Source organism: Halorubrum lacusprofundi ATCC 49239, from assembly GCF_000022205.1.
GTDB lineage: Archaea > Halobacteriota > Halobacteria > Halobacteriales > Haloferacaceae > Halorubrum > Halorubrum lacusprofundi.
Genome location: NC_012028.1, coordinates 249,298 through 269,115, shown reverse-complemented (window position 1 = coordinate 269,115; position 19,818 = coordinate 249,298). Strand labels below are relative to the sequence as shown.

Annotated in this window: 20 protein-coding genes and 2 pseudogenes; 17 read left to right on the top strand and 5 right to left on the bottom strand. The window is 59.4% G+C overall.

Annotation, left to right across the window (positions count from 1 at the left end; translation table 11 throughout):
- Window position 1: 1 nt before the first annotated feature.
- The 4 genes from HLAC_RS18020 to HLAC_RS14825 all read left to right on the top strand — a co-directional run bounded on the left by HLAC_RS18020 (window position 2) and on the right by HLAC_RS14825 (window position 2,803).
- On the top strand, window positions 2-367 hold the full coding sequence (locus tag HLAC_RS18020; RefSeq protein ID WP_015911525.1) for a DUF7568 family protein: 366 nt from the start codon (window positions 2-4) through the stop codon (window positions 365-367).
- A gap of 75 nt (window positions 368-442) precedes the next feature.
- Window positions 443-838: a DUF7567 family protein gene (locus tag HLAC_RS14835; protein WP_009488256.1), complete on the top strand. Its 396-nt coding sequence runs from the start codon at window positions 443-445 to the stop codon at window positions 836-838.
- A gap of 148 nt (window positions 839-986) precedes the next feature.
- Complete coding sequence (locus tag HLAC_RS14830) at window positions 987-1,937, top strand: helix-turn-helix domain-containing protein (RefSeq protein ID WP_009488255.1); 951 nt, start codon at window positions 987-989, stop codon at window positions 1,935-1,937.
- Complete coding sequence (locus HLAC_RS14825) at window positions 1,934-2,803, top strand: hypothetical protein (protein ID WP_009488254.1); 870 nt, start codon at window positions 1,934-1,936, stop codon at window positions 2,801-2,803. The genes HLAC_RS14830 and HLAC_RS14825 overlap by 4 nt, the downstream gene beginning before the upstream one ends.
- Window positions 2,804-2,830: 27 nt before the next feature.
- On the opposite strand, the gene HLAC_RS14820 is transcribed toward HLAC_RS14825, so the two are convergent.
- The gene (locus HLAC_RS14820; protein WP_009488253.1) at window positions 2,831-4,195 is read right to left on the bottom strand and encodes a restriction endonuclease; all 1,365 of its coding nucleotides are present in this window, start codon (window positions 4,193-4,195) and stop codon (window positions 2,831-2,833) included.
- A 122-nt stretch (window positions 4,196-4,317) separates the two neighbouring features.
- Here HLAC_RS14820 and HLAC_RS18015 point away from each other — a divergent pair, with 122 nt between their 5' ends.
- The 9 genes and pseudogenes from HLAC_RS18015 to HLAC_RS14770 all read left to right on the top strand — a co-directional run bounded on the left by HLAC_RS18015 (window position 4,318) and on the right by HLAC_RS14770 (window position 11,357).
- Window positions 4,318-4,719, top strand: a complete 402-nt coding sequence (locus tag HLAC_RS18015) for a DUF6166 domain-containing protein (RefSeq protein ID WP_015911524.1) — start codon at window positions 4,318-4,320, stop codon at window positions 4,717-4,719.
- A gap of 23 nt (window positions 4,720-4,742) precedes the next feature.
- Entirely contained in the window at window positions 4,743-5,021 is a 279-nt protein-coding gene (locus tag HLAC_RS14810; protein WP_015911523.1) for a DUF7389 domain-containing protein, read from the top strand.
- 49 nt (window positions 5,022-5,070) lie between these two features.
- Complete coding sequence (locus HLAC_RS14805; protein WP_015911522.1) at window positions 5,071-5,292, top strand: DUF8129 domain-containing protein; 222 nt, start codon at window positions 5,071-5,073, stop codon at window positions 5,290-5,292.
- A 123-nt stretch (window positions 5,293-5,415) separates the two neighbouring features.
- A pseudogene (locus HLAC_RS14800) lies at window positions 5,416-6,416 on the top strand (DUF6610 family protein).
- 73 nt (window positions 6,417-6,489) lie between these two features.
- Window positions 6,490-6,837, top strand: a complete 348-nt coding sequence (locus tag HLAC_RS14795; protein WP_012659222.1) for a DUF8013 domain-containing protein — start codon at window positions 6,490-6,492, stop codon at window positions 6,835-6,837.
- A gap of 404 nt (window positions 6,838-7,241) precedes the next feature.
- Window positions 7,242-8,171 carry an ImmA/IrrE family metallo-endopeptidase gene (locus HLAC_RS14785; RefSeq protein WP_014053352.1) on the top strand — a complete coding sequence of 310 codons (930 nt, stop codon included), beginning with the start codon at window positions 7,242-7,244 and terminating at the stop codon, window positions 8,169-8,171.
- A gap of 111 nt (window positions 8,172-8,282) precedes the next feature.
- The gene (locus HLAC_RS14780; RefSeq protein ID WP_009488167.1) at window positions 8,283-9,110 is read left to right on the top strand and encodes a hypothetical protein; all 828 of its coding nucleotides are present in this window, start codon (window positions 8,283-8,285) and stop codon (window positions 9,108-9,110) included.
- A gap of 57 nt (window positions 9,111-9,167) precedes the next feature.
- Complete coding sequence (locus HLAC_RS14775) at window positions 9,168-9,491, top strand: DUF6788 family protein (protein ID WP_009488166.1); 324 nt, start codon at window positions 9,168-9,170, stop codon at window positions 9,489-9,491.
- A 579-nt stretch (window positions 9,492-10,070) separates the two neighbouring features.
- The gene (locus HLAC_RS14770; protein ID WP_170933407.1) at window positions 10,071-11,357 is read left to right on the top strand and encodes an orc1/cdc6 family replication initiation protein; all 1,287 of its coding nucleotides are present in this window, start codon (window positions 10,071-10,073) and stop codon (window positions 11,355-11,357) included.
- A gap of 595 nt (window positions 11,358-11,952) precedes the next feature.
- On the opposite strand, the pseudogene HLAC_RS19615 reads toward HLAC_RS14770, so the two are convergent.
- Both HLAC_RS19615 and HLAC_RS14760 read right to left on the bottom strand, forming a co-directional pair.
- Window positions 11,953-12,239 (bottom strand): annotated as a pseudogene (locus HLAC_RS19615) (type B DNA-directed DNA polymerase); the annotation flags it as partial.
- Between the two features lie 598 nt (window positions 12,240-12,837).
- Entirely contained in the window at window positions 12,838-13,185 is a 348-nt protein-coding gene (locus tag HLAC_RS14760) for a winged helix-turn-helix transcriptional regulator (protein WP_014050599.1), read from the bottom strand.
- 77 nt (window positions 13,186-13,262) lie between these two features.
- Here HLAC_RS14760 and merA point away from each other — a divergent pair, with 77 nt between their 5' ends.
- From merA to lpdA, 3 genes are all read left to right on the top strand, one after another.
- Window positions 13,263-14,720, top strand: coding sequence for a mercury(II) reductase (gene merA / locus HLAC_RS14755; protein WP_014050600.1), 1,458 nt, complete (start codon window positions 13,263-13,265; stop codon window positions 14,718-14,720).
- A gap of 119 nt (window positions 14,721-14,839) precedes the next feature.
- A complete protein-coding gene (locus HLAC_RS14750) occupies window positions 14,840-15,202 on the top strand; it encodes an SHOCT domain-containing protein (protein ID WP_014050601.1) in 363 nt (120 codons plus the stop codon).
- 14 nt (window positions 15,203-15,216) lie between these two features.
- Window positions 15,217-16,596 carry a dihydrolipoyl dehydrogenase gene (gene lpdA, locus HLAC_RS14745; protein WP_014050602.1) on the top strand — a complete coding sequence of 460 codons (1,380 nt, stop codon included), beginning with the start codon at window positions 15,217-15,219 and terminating at the stop codon, window positions 16,594-16,596.
- A 23-nt stretch (window positions 16,597-16,619) separates the two neighbouring features.
- Here lpdA and HLAC_RS14740 read toward each other — a convergent pair whose 3' ends face one another.
- The gene (locus tag HLAC_RS14740; RefSeq protein WP_014050603.1) at window positions 16,620-17,174 is read right to left on the bottom strand and encodes an ArsR/SmtB family transcription factor; all 555 of its coding nucleotides are present in this window, start codon (window positions 17,172-17,174) and stop codon (window positions 16,620-16,622) included.
- Between the two features lie 133 nt (window positions 17,175-17,307).
- On the opposite strand from HLAC_RS14740, the gene HLAC_RS14735 reads away from it, so the two are divergent.
- Entirely contained in the window at window positions 17,308-19,578 is a 2,271-nt protein-coding gene (locus HLAC_RS14735; protein ID WP_015911518.1) for a heavy metal translocating P-type ATPase, read from the top strand.
- Here the strand turns inward: HLAC_RS14735 and HLAC_RS14730 are convergent.
- Window positions 19,575-19,781 (bottom strand): heavy-metal-associated domain-containing protein, encoded by a 207-nt coding sequence (locus HLAC_RS14730; protein WP_014050605.1) that lies wholly within the window; start codon window positions 19,779-19,781, stop codon window positions 19,575-19,577. The genes HLAC_RS14735 and HLAC_RS14730 overlap by 4 nt on opposite strands.
- Window positions 19,782-19,818: the final 37 nt, after the last annotated feature.

The window sequence follows — 19,818 nt, the reverse complement described above, 5'->3', positions numbered from 1 at the left end:
GATGCCCCGAATCACAAACTGGACACGGGAGAGTCGAACGCCGTCGCTCGCGTATCGAAACACCGAGACTGGAGCCCGAGCCGTTCTCCACCGTGGACCGGACTCCTACCGGTACAAGTGGCGAGCAGCAATCCTCGTCGACGGCTATCCGGTCTGGTCACGTGGCTTCGAGACGAAGCAGGCGACAGTCTTTCGGGACACTCTTCGAGACAGACCAACCCCCAAGTTGAGCTGCCCTGAGTGCCCGAATGACGACGTTCTCGTCGGTGAGAAGGCAGCTGACGGGGCGAACGTACAGCGCTGGTTCGACTGCCCCGGCTGTGGCTACGAAGCTCGTTCGAAGATCGTCTACGCTGCAGAACGCTGAAGCCACAAGACGTCCAGCGGTCGCGTTTTTCTGGGGCAGGAAGGGTGGCCCGAATCACACGGGCCAGATCCACAAATGAGCCTGGACGTCATCGACCGCCACAGCGAAGCACTGTTCGAGTTCCTCTGGTGTCCGGTCTGCGGGCACGAGGTGTTCAGCCACATCCCCTTCGAGGGCGTGTTCTGCAAGCACTGCAACACACAGGTGGAACTCCAAGAACCGCAAGAGGACCGTGGCTACGAGGAAGCTGTCCTCGCCTGCTTCGATACCGACACGACCTGGAATCTCCACGTCGACGAAAAACTTCGACGCGACCTGCCTGACGGATCGGCGAGGGTGAAGATTCTCGGCGCACCGGGTGACTACGAGATCGACTGGTGGAGTCCCGAACCCAGCGAGGACTGGGAACCGGTCAAGCACGGTGAGTTCGACGACATCGACGAGCCAGACGAGGTGTCACATCTGGCTTAGGGATGTTCGCTCCAGCATTCAGATAGTGAATCAACAGATCATTAGAGACTGCGGTCGCAGATCGCATTGACGAATCGTTGTTGAATCGAGTTTCGTCAACCTAAATCACGAAGCGTATTTATAGGTATGGCACTTACAGTAGACATAGATGCTCACTAAGGCCGGACTCGCCGTCATCGGCGCGTTGAGCACCGGCCGGGAAGCAACAGCAGCTGATCTCGCGATGGAAACCGAGTATTCGCAGACTCATCTCTACGACGTACTCGACGAGCTACTCGAATCGGGGTTGCTCGCCGAACACCGTGGGGCAAACAACCAGCGGGAGGTCTCCCTCACAGACCACCCAGTCGTCGAAGCGTACCGGGCCCTTCGATCCGAACTCGGACACGTTGAATGGCCCGACCTTCTCTCGCCGGCTACACTCCGGGTATGCTGGTATCTCGACGAGCCCCGACGTGTGTCTGAGATTGCCGAGCGACTCAAGATTACTCGGCAAGGCGTCCACAAGGCGCTGTCACCGCTCAAGCATCGCGCGATGCTATCCCCCTCCGGCCCAGAGTACGCGTTGAGTGAGGACCTCTCGCCGCTTCTGACGTTCGCTCGTGCAGTCGTCCGGCACGAGCACCGCTCGCGCGTCCGAGGACTTGCACCGAGTGCGACCGTCGAATGGTGTGATCCGAAGCGAGCACTCGTCCGCGTGCAGACAGCCGAGGATACAGAGGCACTCGAGGCCGCCACCGACTGGCAACTGACCGGGCTTGCTCGGTTTGCAGAGTACGGCCTGCAATTCTTCCTCGCCGGCGAACCCGCGTTCTGGTATGCGCCCGACGAGGAACTCACACCGGGCGAAGTGGTGTGTCACACGCTCGCCCTCGATAGCGGCTCCCGCCGGGTTAGCTATGCAATGTTGTTGATCGAGGCGTTAGATATCGACCAGGAAACGCTCACAGACACGGCAACGTGGTACGATCTGGAAACCACGGTCGCTGCGATGTACCAGGCACTTCAGGAAGGGGTCGAAGACTCGGACGAGATCCCTGTCGTCCTTCCAAGTGAATCAGAATTTATGGCGCTCAAAGAGCAGTACGGTGTAGTATGACGGTATTCAAAGGTGGCGAGGCGATCAAAGAATTCCTCGAGGAGTTCGATAGCTGGCTGTCGGAGTCCGTGACGGTCTATCTCCTCGGCGGATCTGCGATGACGGTCCGGGGATTGAAAGACCAAACCGAAGATATCGATCTTGCGGTAGGTGTTGTTTCTGAGTTCGAACACGTCTATCAGACGCTCACGTCACAGGGATTCACGGTTGTCGATGAACCAACAGAGTCGTTCGAGGGCGTCGGAAAAACCGTCGAACTGCATCACGACAAGCGCGGGTTTCGAATCGATATCTTCGAACAGCAAATCGTCGGGAAAGTCTGGATCACAGACCGGATGCGCGACCGGGCCGAAGAGTTCTGGACCGGGAGTTTCGTAACAGCGTTCATCCTCTCGGATGAGGATATGTTCCTGCTGAAAGCGGTTTCCGGCGGTGATCTAGCGAGTGGCCGTCGACGCGACATCGAAGATATGCGGAAATACGCCCAGCGTGGGCTGGACTATGAGTTGATTCTCACTGAGATCGACGAACAGCGACCGTTCAATACCGGCACGACTGAAGCACGGCAGATTCGTGATCGTTCGCATCCCCTATTCACTATCGAGATGGCAGTAAACTCACTGTCGGGGCTCCCAAACAAGTTCACCGCTCGTATCGCAGAGTTCGCGACGGAGTTCGAGGTCGAATATACCGTTCTGGGTGCTGTTGACGATGGGATCGACAACGTCGAAGTACTTCGAGATAGAGTTCTCGCGAATGTGCGAGCACTTTCGGACGACCAGGAAGACACCGTCGATGAAGCGATTGATCGACTAGTCGCAAAGCAGATTCTCGAGCGCGACGGAGATACAGTTCGACGCCGCTGAGCAGGTACTACATGTTTGAGTACAGACTTAGATGATGCCGCCACCCGCGAGCAGGACAATAACCGCCAGAAGCGCCACGACCACACTCCCTCCGGCCAGTAGCCTGTTCTCCATCGCTTTCTCGTGGAGGGGCATCGCCGCGTACTCCTCGCGGAACGCCTTGAGGTTCTGTTCGTCGTAGAAGTACTTCGTCTTCAACGCAAATCGCTCGGTGACCGCACACCCCGTACACACCGGCTCCTGCTCAAGCCGTTCGGTCTTGCTATGACTGTCGCAGGAGATTGCCCCGCAGTTCGGACAATACGTGTACGGCTCGTCGACGCCGCTCGTGTCACAGTGGACGCACCGATGGATCCCGTCCTCGGCGGTCACTCTGGACGGACCCGCTGCGTAGTACTCGTAAGGATAGGTGTACTCCTGAAGGTCAGTGGTGTGCCGAACCTCGGGGAGATACACCGGCTCGATCGTCTGGACGGAGATGTCCGAGCGGTTCGGCTCGCAGGTCTTGTTGTATGTGACGTTGTTGTCGCCGGTGTAGGTCACCGTCGTCGTGTGGTGCTGCTGGAGCCGCTCGACGGCCCACTCCTTGTACTCGGTCTGCGTCTGGCCGAACCGGTTCTCCTCGACGTCGTCGAACACTGCTCCGAACTGCTCGGCGTCGAGATCGACCGTCGCATGGAGGTTCTCGGTGACCAGCGTCCCGACGTCTTCGTCGACGACCTGCGGCTGCCCGCGTTCGGCGTGGACGACGAACCGCGTCCGGTCGTTGATCCGGTGGATGACACCCACCGACGTCTCGAAGACGGCGTTCGTGTCCGCGGTGACCGCGACCACTGGGCGGAACGTCACCGCCGAATGTGGTTCCGGGAGGTCGGCGCTCTCGATGTTCTCGATGTCGCGAAATGCCACCTCGACGGCCGCGTCGACGTCGGCGGCCGGATCGTAGGGACGTAGCGTCTCGTCGCAGAGAATCTCGATGCGGCCGTTGTAGAGGTCGAGGCCGATCTCGTCGGCGATCTCCCGGAGGTCCTCGCCATCGAGCAGTTCGATTGCGTGTGGGTCGTCGTTTTGCTGGAGGCGGTTTGCGTACTCCTGAGCAGGGTTCGTAAACCGGCCGGTCGTGACGACCATCCCGCGTTTGGGGCCGTCGAAGTCGAAGGTCGCTATGGCGGAGTGGAGCTTCTGGACGACGGGGCGTCCGACCGTCCCCGTGTGCTTACACTCGACGATGATCGCACGCCGCGTTCCGTCGACGACCTCCTCCATAAGGACATCGCGACCCTCGTCAGCCGTGCGGTCGGCCTGGCGGACGTTCTCGTAGCCGAGGTTACGGAACACGTCCTCGATCACATCCTCGAACTCGAACCCCGAGAGATCGTCCAGTACAGCCATTCCGAATTATGTGGACAGTACGTTGCAACTGTCAAATACGTTGCCGAACGCAGCCTCGTGTTGTTTTTGAACCCCCGAGAGGGGTGCGGGGGTGATCGAACGAACCTCCCGCGAACCAACCTATGAGTGGAATCAGCGACCCACGCTCACACGTACAGTCACGGACCTCGGCTGATCCCGACGTCATCTACGTCGGTTACCGTCGTCGAGGCCATGCCATCGTCGAGAAGCAATCGGAGCAAGAACAGCTCACGCCAGAGCGGAGTCTCGAGCTGGCGGATCACAGTCCCTCGGGCTTCGAATGGGGATATGGTGGCAGCGGGCCGGCCCAACTCGCACTCGCCCTCCTCCTCGACTACACGGATGACGAAGCGTTCGCCCTCGATCACTACCAGGAATTCAAAACCGAGGTCGTGAGCCAGCTGGACTGCGCTGGGTCCAGTGAACGCTGGCGACTCACCGGGCGCGAGATCGACGCAGCCCTTCACGAAACATCCAGAGAGCCGGTCGCACCGTCAATCTGAATCCTAATCACCGAGAGTAACTCATGTCAGAACACACCCCACCATCTCGTGCAGATGACGAATCGACCAAAGCCAGTGAACAGTCGACACGAACGGAGTACGTCGAACGCAGTGACGTCGGCGTCTCCCTCACCGTGAAGCTTACTCGCGGGACTGGCACCCGCGATCAGGACAAAATCGTGGCCAAAGCGAAAGGCAAGACTATGGAAGACGCTCGCGAGGACATGGAGATTCTTCGGGAGTACATCCATGATCTCGCAGAGGACGCTCGTCAGATCCAACCCAAGGAAGAAGACGGGTAACGGAGAGGGCTGTTTTTTGTCGCCTCAGTAGTGGCGGAGGCGATCACCAGTGAGCAATCCAGATATTCAATCGGCTGACGCAAGCGAGCTTTCACCAGAACAACGGCTCGAGCCCCCGAATACGCGACTCATCAACGCAGGTATCGTGACGATCAACGATATGGAGACCCTTCAGGAGTGTGTTGCCTACGAGAACGCCCACCAGAATCGGCCACAGATTCTGCGACGCCTCAAGTCGAAAGCCGACGAGCTGCGTGAGGATGAGGAGTGAGCTCCGCTCTTAACCAACATTCCACGAGTTGAAGCGCACAGTGTTGGTTAATAGAGGGTATCCCGGTTTATTGAGCCCCTGAAGGGGCGCGGGGCGGCCAGCAGCGGCCTCGCGAGTTCATTCATGTCCCTCGATTTGAGTACAGACTCCAGCACGGCTAGCGACATCGCTGCCGCCAGACAAGCAGACCAGATAGCGTTCCTTCATCGAGTGCCGTTCACCCTGGATGCCTATAAGCTCGGTTTCCTTCCGGGCTTTCGGGAGGACTGTGGATATCAAGAGACGCAGTATCAGAACCTCAGCATCCCCGTTGGAATGCTCGACAACGATTTCCGGAACCCCGATCTGGAGCGGTTCGTCGATCGGTTCTTCGAGCACGAACCACAGGTCGGTGTCATCGGCGACGTCTACGAACGCGACGACATCAACGACCACGTCGCCGCTGCTCGCGAGATTCAGGCCAGCTACCCGGAGGCCGAACTCATCATCGTCCCGAAGTCCCGAACGGTGATCGACGCGATTCCTGAAGACCTCGTCCTTGGCTACTCACGAGGCTATGCTGACCGCTTGGCGCACGAATTCTCCGACCCGCCCGACTGGCGCGGTCGGCGCATCCACATCCTCGGCGGGAGCCCACCCAAGCAACTCGAGGCTATCCGCCAGCTGACCCGACCGACGCTTTCTGCCGATCCTCCGGCCGACATCGTCGGCGTCGACTGGAATGGCTTGCATCGCGGCGCACAGTTCGGTGAGTTCTGGACGACCGACGGCTGGGACGACAGCGGTCGCGACGCTGACCACGTCACCGTTTGGAGGACGGTGCGTCATAGCCTCGCCCGAATCCGTGAGTTCTGGAAAGTCCACGGGATCTGGCCCGAGACGACACCCCAGGACGAGGGGATACACATCGAGTACGGGGGCCGACCCCAACCGATCTCGAACAGGCCGCTTGCACTGAATGTGGGACGAACGTCTGGCGAACACCTCGCGGCCCGTACGTCGCTGAATACGGGACCGGCGCAGTCTGTGGGTACTGTCGTTACGAGTGCTACTTCACCCATCGCCATCGGAATAACCACGAGGAGATCGCTGGCGAGCAGAGCGTCTACATCCCGCCGGCGTAAGCAGCGGGCTGTTTTTCGAGCCCCGGGAGGGGCGGAGGCTCGTTCGTGAGTCTTCAACCAGAGGTGACCGACAGTGAATCAACAACAGAGTGCTGAGAACGTTTCCATCGATGATATCCCGATCGATATCGCCACTACACAATCAGAACACGTCGAACCCGACGATGTCCCCGACGAAATCGGGTTGATTACCCGTGGGCTCGCGAGCGAGCGGCCACCGACGAATCCGCTCGTCGTGTTGAAGGCCGCTCGGTGGTGGTATATTCACGGAACGGGTGGAACCGATCCCGCGTTCCAGTGGGCTATCGAGTGGGCGCGCCACCTCGCGACCGATACGCCCAGCGACGTCGATCGGTTCGACGACTTCCTCGACTACCTCGTCACCGTCGGCTTCGCTGACGAGAAGACATCGCTTCGATAAGCAATCCCCATTCACACCGTGGGGTATCCAACCGGACGCTAGCGAACAGAAACGGTTCCGACAACAAGCTGTGCAGACTGAACGAAAGCCCTCAGAACTGGTAGCAGGCGACGTCCTCTCCACCACAGGTGGGACACATCTCGGTATCCGCCGGGAGGGTCGTGCCACAGTGGCGACACTCATACAGGGTGGACGTGCTGGCCGTGCGAATGCCAACCACCTCGCGAAGCACGTCGACAAGACTCATCTTCTCGGCGATAGTGTCGCACTGGTTGTTAATCCCCGCCTCCGATAGCACCCCCGAGATAAACCCCGCAGTCGCACCGTCGTTTATTGTGCGCCCCCGAGGGGTGCGGCGCGTGCTGAACTGACGCAGTTGCCGTGAACTCGATTCGGTGAATCCTATGGCTACGACCAGTGACCCGTCGGCCTCCTTTGAGGAGACCGACACACGGAACGCCGAGATGCACAGCACCATCGAAAATTGGATAGACGACCTTGTTGCAGACGTCGACGAGGCGAAGGCCAGTGAGGAGTTCCAAGAGTGGCTCGACATCCAAAGTCAGTTCCACGACTACTCCCATCGGAACACGCTCCTGATCACCCTCCAGTGTCCCCAGGCGACAAAAATCGCGGGCTACAACACTTGGCGGAACGAGTTCGACCGGCACGTCCAGGAAGGTGAAGATGCCATCTGGATCTGGGCCCCGATCATCACCAAGCAATGTCCTGAATGCGAGAACTCGCAGAGCTACCACGAGCAAAGCGACTGTGAGTACGACGAGACGCCGCCCGACGAGTGGTCGAACGGACTGGTCGGGTTCAAGCCAACCTCTGTGTTCGACGTCTCCCAGACCGAGGGCGAACCACTACCCGAGCTAGAAACCGAGGCCACGGGGGATGCCCAAGACCTGGTTCCCGTGCTCCTCGGCGCGGCGGACAATCTCGATGTCGAGGTTCGCATCGTCGACGCTGCCGACTGGGAGCACGGCAGCGCGAAGGGTGTCTGCAAATATCGGAGTAAGCGTGATCTTCACCCAGTCGTCGAGGCGAAAGCCCGCCCGAATCAGGCCGATCTCGCCGTGACGCTCATCCACGAGTACGCGCACGCGCTGCTCCATTCCGACGTCGACGACGCGACCGAGCGGTCGAAACGTGAGGTCGAGGCAGAAGCCGTCGCGTACATCGTCGGGCGGTATTTCGACCTGGATACGAGCGGGTCAGCGTTCTATCTTGCCGCGTGGCAGGGCGACGATGCGGAGGGCATTCAGGAACGTCTCGGGCGGATCAGTTCGACCGCACAGAAGATCATCGACACGGTTGCAGAGGGCTGAACACGCGGTTCTCACTGTTAACCAACGGTCAGACGGTAAGACAGTGTTTCGTTGGTTAAGTTTTTCAGCGCCCGCCGAGGGGCGGAGGCGCATTCCGACCTCCGTCGAATCATGAGTGAACTGTATCTATCCGCTGTCCTCGATGAGGCGGAACGGGTTGCAGAACAACACGACCAGATCGCCCGGTCGGCGGACGATCCAGCACACGAGTATCTACGGTACGCCGTCCTCCGGCTGCTCGAAGGCGAGACTGACGAGATATCTACGGACGTGCCCGAGATCGGCGGCGTGACCGTTGGGTATGGAGAGGATGAAGCGATGTTCGACAGTTGGGGTGACGACGTCGAGTGGTGGGATATCGTCCCACCACGAGAGGAGTGTACCCGTTTCCGGATCTTCTACCCTGACGAGTACGAAATCGTCCCGCGCGTAATCGTCGACGTGATGGCCGCCCTCGGCGCGTGGCGCGTGTGGGCTGGGAACGCCGCGGCGTGTGGCTCCTACGACTATCGCGAGCGCCGTGAAGTCCACTATCTCTGGCCAGAAGGCCATCCGGTCGAGGAACTCCTTCAAGATTGGCTCCAGGGTCCTGCCGCTGCCGTCGCGCCGGACGGTGGACGAACTGGCGACGTTCGCGATCGGATGGTCGTCACGAAGCACTCGAACCAGCGTGCGGACCTCGAACCGCGAACCCGACGCGCCGTCGACGAAGCAATGGCAGTCTCGCTGCTCGAAAAGGGCGGTCGCTACGAGGTGCAGTCAGCCTCGGGGAGCTGGTATGAAGTCGACGTGATCAGCGTATCCTGCACCTGTCCGGACTGGCAGCAACGAGCGCCCGAGGGCGGCTGCAAACACATCCGCCGGGTGGACCACGAAATCAAGCAGGGACGGGTTCCCCGCCCGGACGGTCGACTCCCGACCGGGTCAAACCAGAGATGATTAACCAACAGAACTATCGATTGATGGCTTTTGTTGGTTAACACGAGGCGACAGCCGATGTCCTACGAGCCACCGACCCCGCCAGCAGGACTTCCAGCCGAATTAGTCGACACTCTCAACGAGGCCTCGCCGGAACAGCTTCGGGACGTAGCCCGCTACGCTGAGGGGCTAGCCGAACACAAGGAACGGGAAGCCCGTCTTGAAGGGGAACCGGACGAAAACGATATCGAGGAACGCCCCGACGATCTTCCAGACGACGTCCCCTCGAAAGCGACGATCACGATCAAGGAAATTAACGACAATCGCTACTACTACTGGCAGTGGAGAGAAGGAGAGAAGGTCCGCTCCCAGTACAAAGGTCCGATCAACCCGGACGAATAGAATGACGGAGTCGGGGACAATAGATTTCTATCAATATTCCCCCCGTGTTCGAAGTGTAAATCGATAGCTGGCAGTCGGAAGACTGGAAGACCAAACCAGTTTTTACATCGATGACGAGGAGTGGAACCCACAAGTTACACTTCGATTCCGGGTGTCAGACAGACAGCTTACACGTCGATGGAGTGGGTAGAATTGACTGTACTGAATATCGAACCATCAGATTAGCAAGAAGGCGAAGTAGCTCGCGTTACACATCGATGACGGGGAGTCCCTTATAGGAAATACTTCGGTGTCGGTCCCAACAGAGACGGCACTGATCATCCGAATATAGGAGATAAATTGGGTAGAACTGCCGGATAAACATCGATGGAGGTAAATCTTTTTAACGCCTCGGCGTACAGCAAGCGTATGGCCGGTAGTGATCAGGATGGAGCGGACCAATCTACCCTCGACGAAGGAACTCGTTCTAGAGCTGACGCAGAACACATAGAAGCCGGTGGGGAGAATGCTACCGGGAACGTGATACCGGAGCAAACCGAGGAGACTGTAGAGGACAGTACACAGCGGTCAATTCGGGATATGCTCGACGATGAGGGAGAAGCATCCGTTTTTGTCAATCGAGATCTCGTCGAGCCGGACACGATCATCGATGAAGAGCGAATCGTCGGACGTGATGACCAACTCGAGTCCGTCGTTTCGTTTCTGAAACCGACTCTCCAAGGAAACCGGCCTCCGAATATGCTGCTGTACGGGCCAGCTGGGACGGGAAAATCACTCATTATCGGGGCAGTCACACAGCAGATCATCGAGCTCTGTCAGTCCAAAGGCGAACACTTCGGCGTTGTCGACATCAACTGCCAGCCGATCAATACCCTCGATCAAGCTGTCTTCGAACTCGTCCAAACCGTCGCGAAGGACGTCGGTGCAGAGGTCGGCGTCCCAGAGACGGGAGTGTCGACGAAGCGCAAGTATCGGCGCTTGTATGAGCTGATCAACGAACACTACGACTCAGTCATTTTCATCCTTGACGAGATCGATCTCCTGGTCGGCCGACGAGCGAACGACGAACCCGCCTACTCGAAACTGCTCTATCAGCTATCGCGAGCAAGTAACACGAACGAAATCGAAGGACAAGTATCAGTCGCAGCTCTGACGAATGACCCCAAATTCATGGAGGATATCGACGGTCGTGCCGAGAGTTCATTCAATCCACGGGACGTCTATTTCCCCGATTATGATGCTAATCAGCTCCGCCAAATACTCGAGAACCGTCGTGACGCCTTCCGGTCCGATGCGTTAACTGACGACGTGCTACCGCTCGTTTCAGCATTCGCGGCCCAAAGCCATGGAGACGCACGAAAGGCAATCGACTTATTCCGCGGTGCCGGTGACCTCGCGGATGAACGGGGTGACGAGAAAGTTCGCGAAGAACACGTCCGCGAATCTCAGGAAGAAATCGACAAGGACCGCTCACTGAAGTTAATCGAGGGTCTGACCACCCAGAAGAAGATATCCCTCTACGCGACCGCCTCCGTCGCCCATTTCTCCAATTGGTCCGGGAGTTCCGTCCCGAGTCCGGTCGGCTTCAAAGTCTACCAATGGATTACCGATGAGATCGATGCTGACCAGATGACGCGGGAGACCTATGTCAAGTACGTCAAAGAGCTCTCCACGTATGGTCTCATCTCGACCTCACGGAAGAGTCGAGGCCGTGGTGGCGGAATGTACATGGAGTTCACGTTCACGGGGGATCCCGAAGCCATGATGAATCGGATCGTCGACGACACTCGTTTGGAAGCTATCTCCGATCAGGAGGACCTCCTCCAGTCCGTCGTTAACGCCCAGTTGAAGGAGTTCCACAATTAGTGAATTTGCAGATAGATTCAGAAGATTCTCTCGAGAGACACCCCCCGTATTCGATGTGTAAACTCGAATCAGATCTCATAGGAGCGTGACTCGGCTCTCGCATTCGACAAGTTCGGATTTCGCGCAGGAGTTGAGAGTGCCCATTTCTCCACCCAGACCACGAGTATCACCTGCGTTTGTCCCGAGTATTGAACACCCACCCCCCGTCATCGAAGTGTAAACATGTGAGAGTCGGGGTGGGCGAAAGTGCGGGTGAAACCGTTGACAGCTGGTTTAGAGTCTAATAACGGTGATATCGGGGAGAACGACAGCGCTGATCAGCGGCTATACCATTACTCGGTTTATTGAAGTAACCTTCTCAAAACCTCGTGTAATGGTACATTACGGCTATGGTTATAATGGAGGTCATATAAATCTTCGTCAGACAAAGGACTAACCCAATTTAGACCTTATTTGGATGTCTAAACACGTTTCAAGACGTATTCCGGCGTTTCTAGCTGTTTTGACTATTCTCACATTCCACCCCCTCCCCTCTTCTGAAGAGTTTACACATCGATGACGGGGGGAGGGAGGGGTCATTCTCCGTGGTAGCGGATCACTTGCCGCCAACGGATGTGAATGCCGTCACGGCCATCTCTTGGGTCTCGGCAAGTTCCCGATGAATATCCGTTCGGTCCCTCCCAAGCGGTGACAACGCGCTCTCGACAGCTCGAACCAACTGCGTCTCGTAGTATGTGGCGTCGTAAGTCCCGATTTCCTCATGGGCAGGTCGACACGGTCCCGCGTGGATTTCTCGTTGTCGTCGACCACATGCTCGATATCCTGGCCCGGGTGGACAGCGAGGTCTCGATCGCGATGCCGCCAGTATGCGAACGTCGTTTGGTAGTACACGCCGCCGTCGACGCGGTAGACAGGTGTCTCGAACTCGTCGCCAACGAACCGCGGGCCCATTCGGGTTCGCTCACCCTCGAGATGGCTATCGGCGGCCGTTGCGACCGGCGTCGTGAGCTCGTCGCGCCGAACGGTTCGGTCGACTGGTTCCTGTTTCCCCACGTCGAGGGCCCGAGTATCCTCGCAGCGATTCTCGACCCGACCGAGGCGGCCGATTCCAACACAGTCCGGCTAGATCGTTCGAAGGAACGCAACAGTACGTCGAGCGAACGACCGTCCTCGAGACGACGTTCGACACCGCCGACGGAACCGCGACGATACGAGTCACCGAGGGCGGAGCCGATGGGAACCCGTCTCGGAGACCACCGTCTACGGCGAGGACGGATAACGGCGGTTCGACCGGCAGTCGACTCAGACGACTAGCGGTTCGAACGGATGTGATGGAGTGGCAGTCGTCCACAGCGTCTGTCAGGTATCGACGTCTACCGCGCTGACCGCGTCGTCGTAGTGAGCGACGTACACGACTCCGACTCTGGTGAGGTGCCGTGGGATTCCCGCGTGTTCACGCGCGGGAGGATGTCAACGGCTGTCACTCTGCCGTCGAGGCCCACTCCAAGAGGGGTTCGAGCCGAGTTCTCACGTCGTCCCCGTCGCCGGTCAGCGAGTACTCCACACGGGGCGGGATCTCATTGTATTGAGTTCGAGAGATCAGTCCGGCATCCTCGAATTCGTCGAGCCGTTTCGAGATGGTCGAGGTACTGGCGCTCGAGAGATGGCCCTCGATCGCCCCAAACCGGAGTGACTCGTGAGCGCCAATGATGCTAATCAGCTGCATCGCATATTTCTGGCTGAGCGTGTCGATGACACCGGTCAGCGGACAGTAGCACGTTCCGTCGACATCGCACGTAGGGGCGGGTGATGATGTTGAATCTGCCATAGCTTCGTGGCCTCCGACTTACTTCATAGCTTTGGACTCCACAGTACAATTACTTCGCGTTCTAAACTTATGACGAGATGGAGGATAACCGTTCGTATGATCTCGTGATTCTCGGCGGTGGGGCCGCTGCCTTTGCTGCCATCACGGAAGCGAGTGGACGAGGACTCTCGACGGCGATAGTGAATACAGGGCTCCCAATCGGCGGGACGTGCGTGAACGTCGGCTGTGTCCCTAGCAAACACCTCCTCGCTGTCGGCGAGAGCGCTGCTGCACCTCAAAAGAATCCGTTCGAGGCAGTCCAGTACAGCGACGATGAGCCGACAGTCGACTGGGACGAGGCACTCGACGGTACTGACGCTCTCGTCGAGCGGTTCCGGCAGGAGAACTACGTCGACGTCGCCGAGCACTTCGAAACCGACATCTACGAGGGCTACGGCGAACTGGTCGACGACACGACCATCGAGATCGTCGACGGCCCCGACAAGGGTATCAGGATTACCGGCGAGAAAACGTTGGTCGCGACTGGAAGTTCACCCTGGGTACTGCCCATCGACGGGCTCGACGGCGTCGATTACTACACGAGCGAAACCATCCTCAAGGAACGTAATCTCCCCGGTAGCATCGTTATCATCGGTGGCGGGTACATCGCCCTTGAGTGGGGCCAGATCCTCCATCGCATCGGCGTCGACGTGACCATCCTACAGCGTTCCGAGCGCGTCCTCTCAGGGATGGAAGGCCAACTCGGTCGCGAGATGCAGCGGGCCTTCGAGGAAGAGGGAATTAAGGTGATCACCGGGAACGACTTCCAGCGCGTCCGCGCGCCAGCAGTCGACGGAGGCGCCGACGCGATACAGTCAGACGTGGGCATCGAGACGCTTGTCGACGGCAACGAGCGCACGGTCACGGGAGATGCGCTGTTCGTCGCAACTGGCGTCCAGCCCAACAGCGAGGATATCGGCCTTGAGACAGTTGGAGTGGAGGCGAACGACGACGGGGCTATTCTTGTCGACGAGCACTTCCAGACGGCGAATCCGGACGTGTATGCGGCCGGTGACGTGATCGGCGAGCCCGAATTGGAGACGGTTGCCGCCAAAGAGGGCAACCACGCTATCAAAAACGCCTTCGGTAACGAGGGAGTTACCATCGACTACGACACGGTGCCAGCAGTCGTGTTCACCAGCCCGGAGGTTGCCTCTGTCGGGACGACCGAACTGGAGTACATGGACGAACACGGTACCTGTTCCTGCCGCACCGTCCAGATGGAGGACGTGCCGCGGGCAAAGGCCGTCAAGAACACCGATGGCCTCGTTCAGGTCGTCAAACACCACGAAACTGACGAGATCGTCGGCGTCCATATGGTCGGTCCCCGCGCCGCCGACATGATCATGGAAGCGACACTGGCCGTGAAGTTCGGCCTGACCGTCGACGACATCATCGACACCGTCCACCCGTTCCCAACATTCTCGGAAGCGTTCAAACACGCCTGTCAGGCGTTCCGCCGAGACACGTCGACGATGAGCTGCTGTGTCGAGTAGACAACCGCGAACTTGGGCGCCCCTCTTGGAGCGGTTAGTGGGGATTGCCGGGCAGCGGAAGCAGAACAGGAACATCAGTCCACACAATGACTATCCGAACCCGAGACAAACAACAGTCCATGGAAACTGAACGAACCTCCGAGCGTGACAGGCCGCTCCGGCTCATATTGATCGTCGTCGCTAGTATTCTGATCATTCCGCTCGTGCTGATGGCCGTCATGATGCCGATGATGTGGATGGTTGGCGGAATGGAGACTGGTGGCGCAGTATCGATGTCGCCGGTCTGGGGAATAGGGATGATGCTGGTATTCCTACTGATTGTCCTTGGGGTTGGATACGCACTCTATCGCACGCTCACTCAGGCAGGAATCAGCAGCGGGGACCCGGCAGTCGAAGAACTCAGAGTCGCGTATGCTCGTGGTGAATTGTCACAAGAAGAGTTCGAACAGCGGCGGGAAGCGCTCAAAGAAACGAACCAATAGAATCTACCACACCGATGACAAACACTGACTACGATCTGATCGTCCTCGGCGGCGGAATGGCGGGCCTCCCAGTCGCGATGAAGTGCGGGTACAGCGGGATGGACGTAGCACTCGTCGAGGAGGGCCTCCTCGGCGGGACGTGTCTCAATCGCGGCTGCATCCCGACGAAGACGATGCTCCGGAGTGCAGAGGTCGCGAACCTCGCCCGCCGGAGCGAAGAGTTCGGTATCGATATCGACGGCGCCATCGAGCCAGACATAGACGCCATCGTCGAGCGGAAAGACGACATCGTCGAGAGCATCCGCAAGGGGGCCTACGAGAACGTCGAGAGCAACGAGAACATCGACTTCGTCGAAGGTCACGGCATCTTCGAATCCCCACATGAAATTCGCGTCGACGATCGAACCCTCTCGGCCGAAACCATCGTCATCAACACGGGCGCCCGACCGACGAGGCCGTCGATCGACGGCCTCGACGACGTCGACGTTCACGACAGCACGGATCTGCTGGAGCGTGCCTCGATTCCCCCCTCACTGGCCGTCATCGGCGGTGGCTACGTCGGCTGTGAGTACGCCCAGATGTACAGCCGGTTCGGGGCGGACGTCACCGTCTTCCAGCGCGGCGACACCCTCCTCCCAGATGAAGATCCGGACGTGAGCGAGGTCATCGAGACGGCCTTCGAAAACGAAGAAATCACCGTCCAGACCGGTACGCCAGTGACGGCACTCACGGAGACCAACGACGGCATCCGTGTCGACGCCGGTGCCGACGGCACCGTCTCCGTCACCGCCTCGGACGTTGCCCTCGCAGCGGGCCGAACACCGAATACGGACGGCCTCCAGCTCGAAGACATCGGCGCGTCACTGGACGAGAACGGATTCGTCGAGACCGACGACAGCTTCAGAACGACTGCTGACGGTGTCTACGCCATTGGCGACGTGAGCGGGCCGCCGATGTTCACCCATTCCGCTCGCGACGACGCAGATCTCCTGTATCGGCACCTCGCGAAAAGCGAAGAAATCAGCACCAAGGGCCGAACCGTCCCATGGGCGGTGTTCACCGACCCGCAGATCGGCCACGTCGGGCTGACCGAACAAGAAGCACGCGAAGCGGGGTACGAGGTCGGCGTCGGCCGCCAGGACTTCGCTGACCAAGGCAAGCCGAAGGCGCTCGGCGAAACGGAGGGATTTGTCAAACTAGTCACGAACGCGGAGACTGACGAATTACTCGGAGCGCACATCGTCGGCGAACAGGGCGCCGAGATCGTCCACGAACTCGTCCTCGCCATCGAACTCGGGGCGACTGCCGACGACATCGCGAACACGATGCACATCCACCCGACGCTGCCGGAAAGCATCAACTCCGCAGCAGGCGGCGTTCACAAACCCTCGTGAAGGCGCCTCCGCGGTTGAATAACTCACCGTGCTTGGCTTAACACGTCGTCCAAGTCCCCAGTCTCCCCGAGTTCTAGGAGCGCTCTGTTGAGGAGTTCCCGAATGATGAACTCCTCGTAGTGCTGGGTCCCACAGTACTCACACGGTTTCATTTCTTCGGCAACCAACTCGATGTCGTCCCCATGAGTCTCATAGAGGGACTCGAGTAGTGTTCGCAGCTCCTCGGTTGTGTGTTCCTGCGCCGCGCTGAGTGTCTGGTCGCTGCCCTCGGGGAGGTCGTAGGAGAACATCCGCGTATTCGATTTGTAGTACTTCCGGGTGCCGCCGCCAGCCTCTTCGAGCCGGGCGATCTCGACCATCCCAGCGTCCTTCAGGACGTTCACGTGGTGACGCACCGTCGTCTCGGCCTTGTCCTCGCCCCGTCGCTGGAGTTCCTCATGAATCCCCTCGATCGTCATCTCCTCGTCGGCGAGCATGTCTATAATCTTCGCCCGGACGTCGTTCTCAAGGGCTTTCGCCTTCTCGGGATCGGTGGTGACGACCTCGCGGATCGGCACGTCAGATTTGAGTAGCGCCATATGCGTACCCGCAAGTAGGGCCACACCAACGGTAAGAGTACCGCCACAAGTTTGAGTATGATCTATGATGTATCATAGCGCTACAACCGTTGTCATAATGGTTATGAGGATCGTGGGATAAATACGAACCACGATGGGAACGACACACGAACAGTTCAACGTCGGCGGGATGTCCTGCTCGTTCTGCGCCGAGAGTATCAAAAAGGCGTACGCCCGCACTGAAGGCGTTGAGGACGTCGACGTGAGTCTCGCACACGAGGAGGTCCTCGTCCAGTACGACGACGCCATTCTGAGCGAAGTCAAGGTGAAGGACACACTCCGCGATCTCGGGTACACCATCCGTGACCCGGATAAGGCAAAGCGATACGAGCAACAGCAGGCTGAACTCGCAGACGGCAAGCAACGGCTCCTCCTCGCGGGCGGTGCCTCGGTCGTCGTCGCCGCGTTGATGGGGTGGATGATCTTCGTGGTGGGCCGGTTCGAGTCAGCGTCCCTGGCGATGGATATCGCGGCGCTCGCGTTGGCACTCGGGACGATGTTCGGCCCCGGCAGGTACATCACGAAGAAAGCCTTCCAGAGTCTCCGCAGAGGTATTTTCAACCAACATGTCCTCCTGGAGGCTGGCGCGTTCGCGGGACTGCTCGGTGGGTTCCTCGGGTTGTTCGTCTTCTCTGGGTTCCCGACCGTCCACTTCTTCGCCGTCTCCGTGTTCATCACCACCTACCACATCCTCTCGGAGTACACCAGTCTCACCGTCCGGACGCGGGCCTCGCAGGCCGTCCAGAGCCTCCTCAACCTCCAGCCGGACACTGCCCGTCGCGTCACCAGGAACGGGGAGATCGAAGAAGTCCCCGTCGACGACCTCGAGGTCGACAACCGAGTCCGCGTCAAGCCCGGCGAGAGCGTCCCTGTCGACGGCGTCGTCGTCGAAGGAAACTCAACGGTCGACGAGTCGGTTGCCACCGGCGAGCCCATCCCCGTCGAGAAGAGCGAGGGCGACGAGGTGATCGGCGGTAGCGTCAACGAAACCGGGACGTTGCTCGTCGAGGTGACCGCAACCGGTGAGGATGCGTTCCTGAATCAGGTTGCCCGCGAGATCGAGGAGGCTCGGGCCATGAAACCCGGCATCATCCAGCTCGCCGACCGCGTGCTCAAGTACTTCGTTCCGGGCGTGCTGACTATCGCCGCGCTTTCGTTTGCCGTTTGGCTGGTCGGACCCCTCGCCTGGGGCGGTGGGCCGAACGTCCAGCGCGGCGCGTTCGCTGCGCTGGCCGTCCTCGTCCTCGGATACCCCTGTGCGCTTGGGATGGCGACGCCACTGGCCCTCATCCGGGGCGGCGGCAAGGCTGCCAACCGCGGGATCCTGATGCGATCAGGTGACGCCTTCCAGATTTTCCCCGACGTCGACCACATCGTGCTGGACAAGACGGGAACCATCACCGTCGGTGAACCCGCTGTGAGCGAGGTCGTCGCACTCCACGGCGCCGAGTCCGGGGTGCTGGCCACCGCTGCGAGCGCCGAAGCGTTCAGTGAACATCCGCTGGCCGACGCTATCTTAGACCATGCCGATGACCGCGGTGTCGCGTACACCGATCCCGAATCCTTCGACTCCGTGACGGGCAAGGGTGTCCGCGCAACAGTCGACGGGAGCACCGTCCTCGTCGGAAAACCTGGCTGGCTCGAAGAGGCGGGAATCGACCTGTCGGCCGCACGCGACGAAATCGAGCGCCTCCAAGAGCGCGGCCTCACTGTCTCCGGAGTCGTCCGCGACGGTGTGCTCGTGGGACTGCTCGGCATCGGTGACGAACTGAAAGCCGACGCGACTGAGACCGTCCAGCGAATTACTGACGCCGGTATCGCGCCCGTGATGATCACCGGCGACAACGAACGCACCGCGCAGGCGGTTGCCGACGACGTCGGTATCGACCGTGTGATGGCGGATGTCCTACCCGACGAAAAGCGCGAGGAGATTGGGCGTCTCCAGGATGACGGTCACCGCGTGGCGATGGTCGGGGACGGCATCAATGACGCACCCGCCCTCACGCAGGCCGACATCGGCATCGCCATCGGCGCAGGCACGGACATCGCCATCGAATCGGCCGACATCGTGCTGATGGGAGACCGACTCGGTGGTGTGATGGATGCCTATGAGATCGGCAAAGAGAGCTACCGCAAGACGCGACAGAACCTCATCGTCGCCTTCTCGTTCAACGGCATCGGTGTGGCGGCCGCAACGACCGGCCTCGTCCACCCCGTGTTCGCGATGATCGCGATGGTACTCTCAGTCTCGGCTGTGCTCGCAAACAGCTTTGGCGGGCAACTCCTCTCGGGCGAGGGCGTCAATACCGACTTCGCCGTCCAAGGGAGCGATACGAGCGGGAAAGATCCAACGACGGCCGATTAGGCCGCTACGTCGTAGCCGGCCTGCTCGATGGCGGCGTGGAGGTCGTCGTCGGTCACGGTCTCTTCGACGACGATTTCGACGGTGTCGCCCTCGTGGTCGGCGTCGACGCGGGTCACACCGTCAATGGTTTTGAGGGCGTTTCCGACGGTCTGTTCGCAGCCGTTGCACGACATCCCGGTAACAGAGATCGTCTTTCGCTGCATACGTGGGCATATAGGCTCAAAGGGCATGACTATTGAG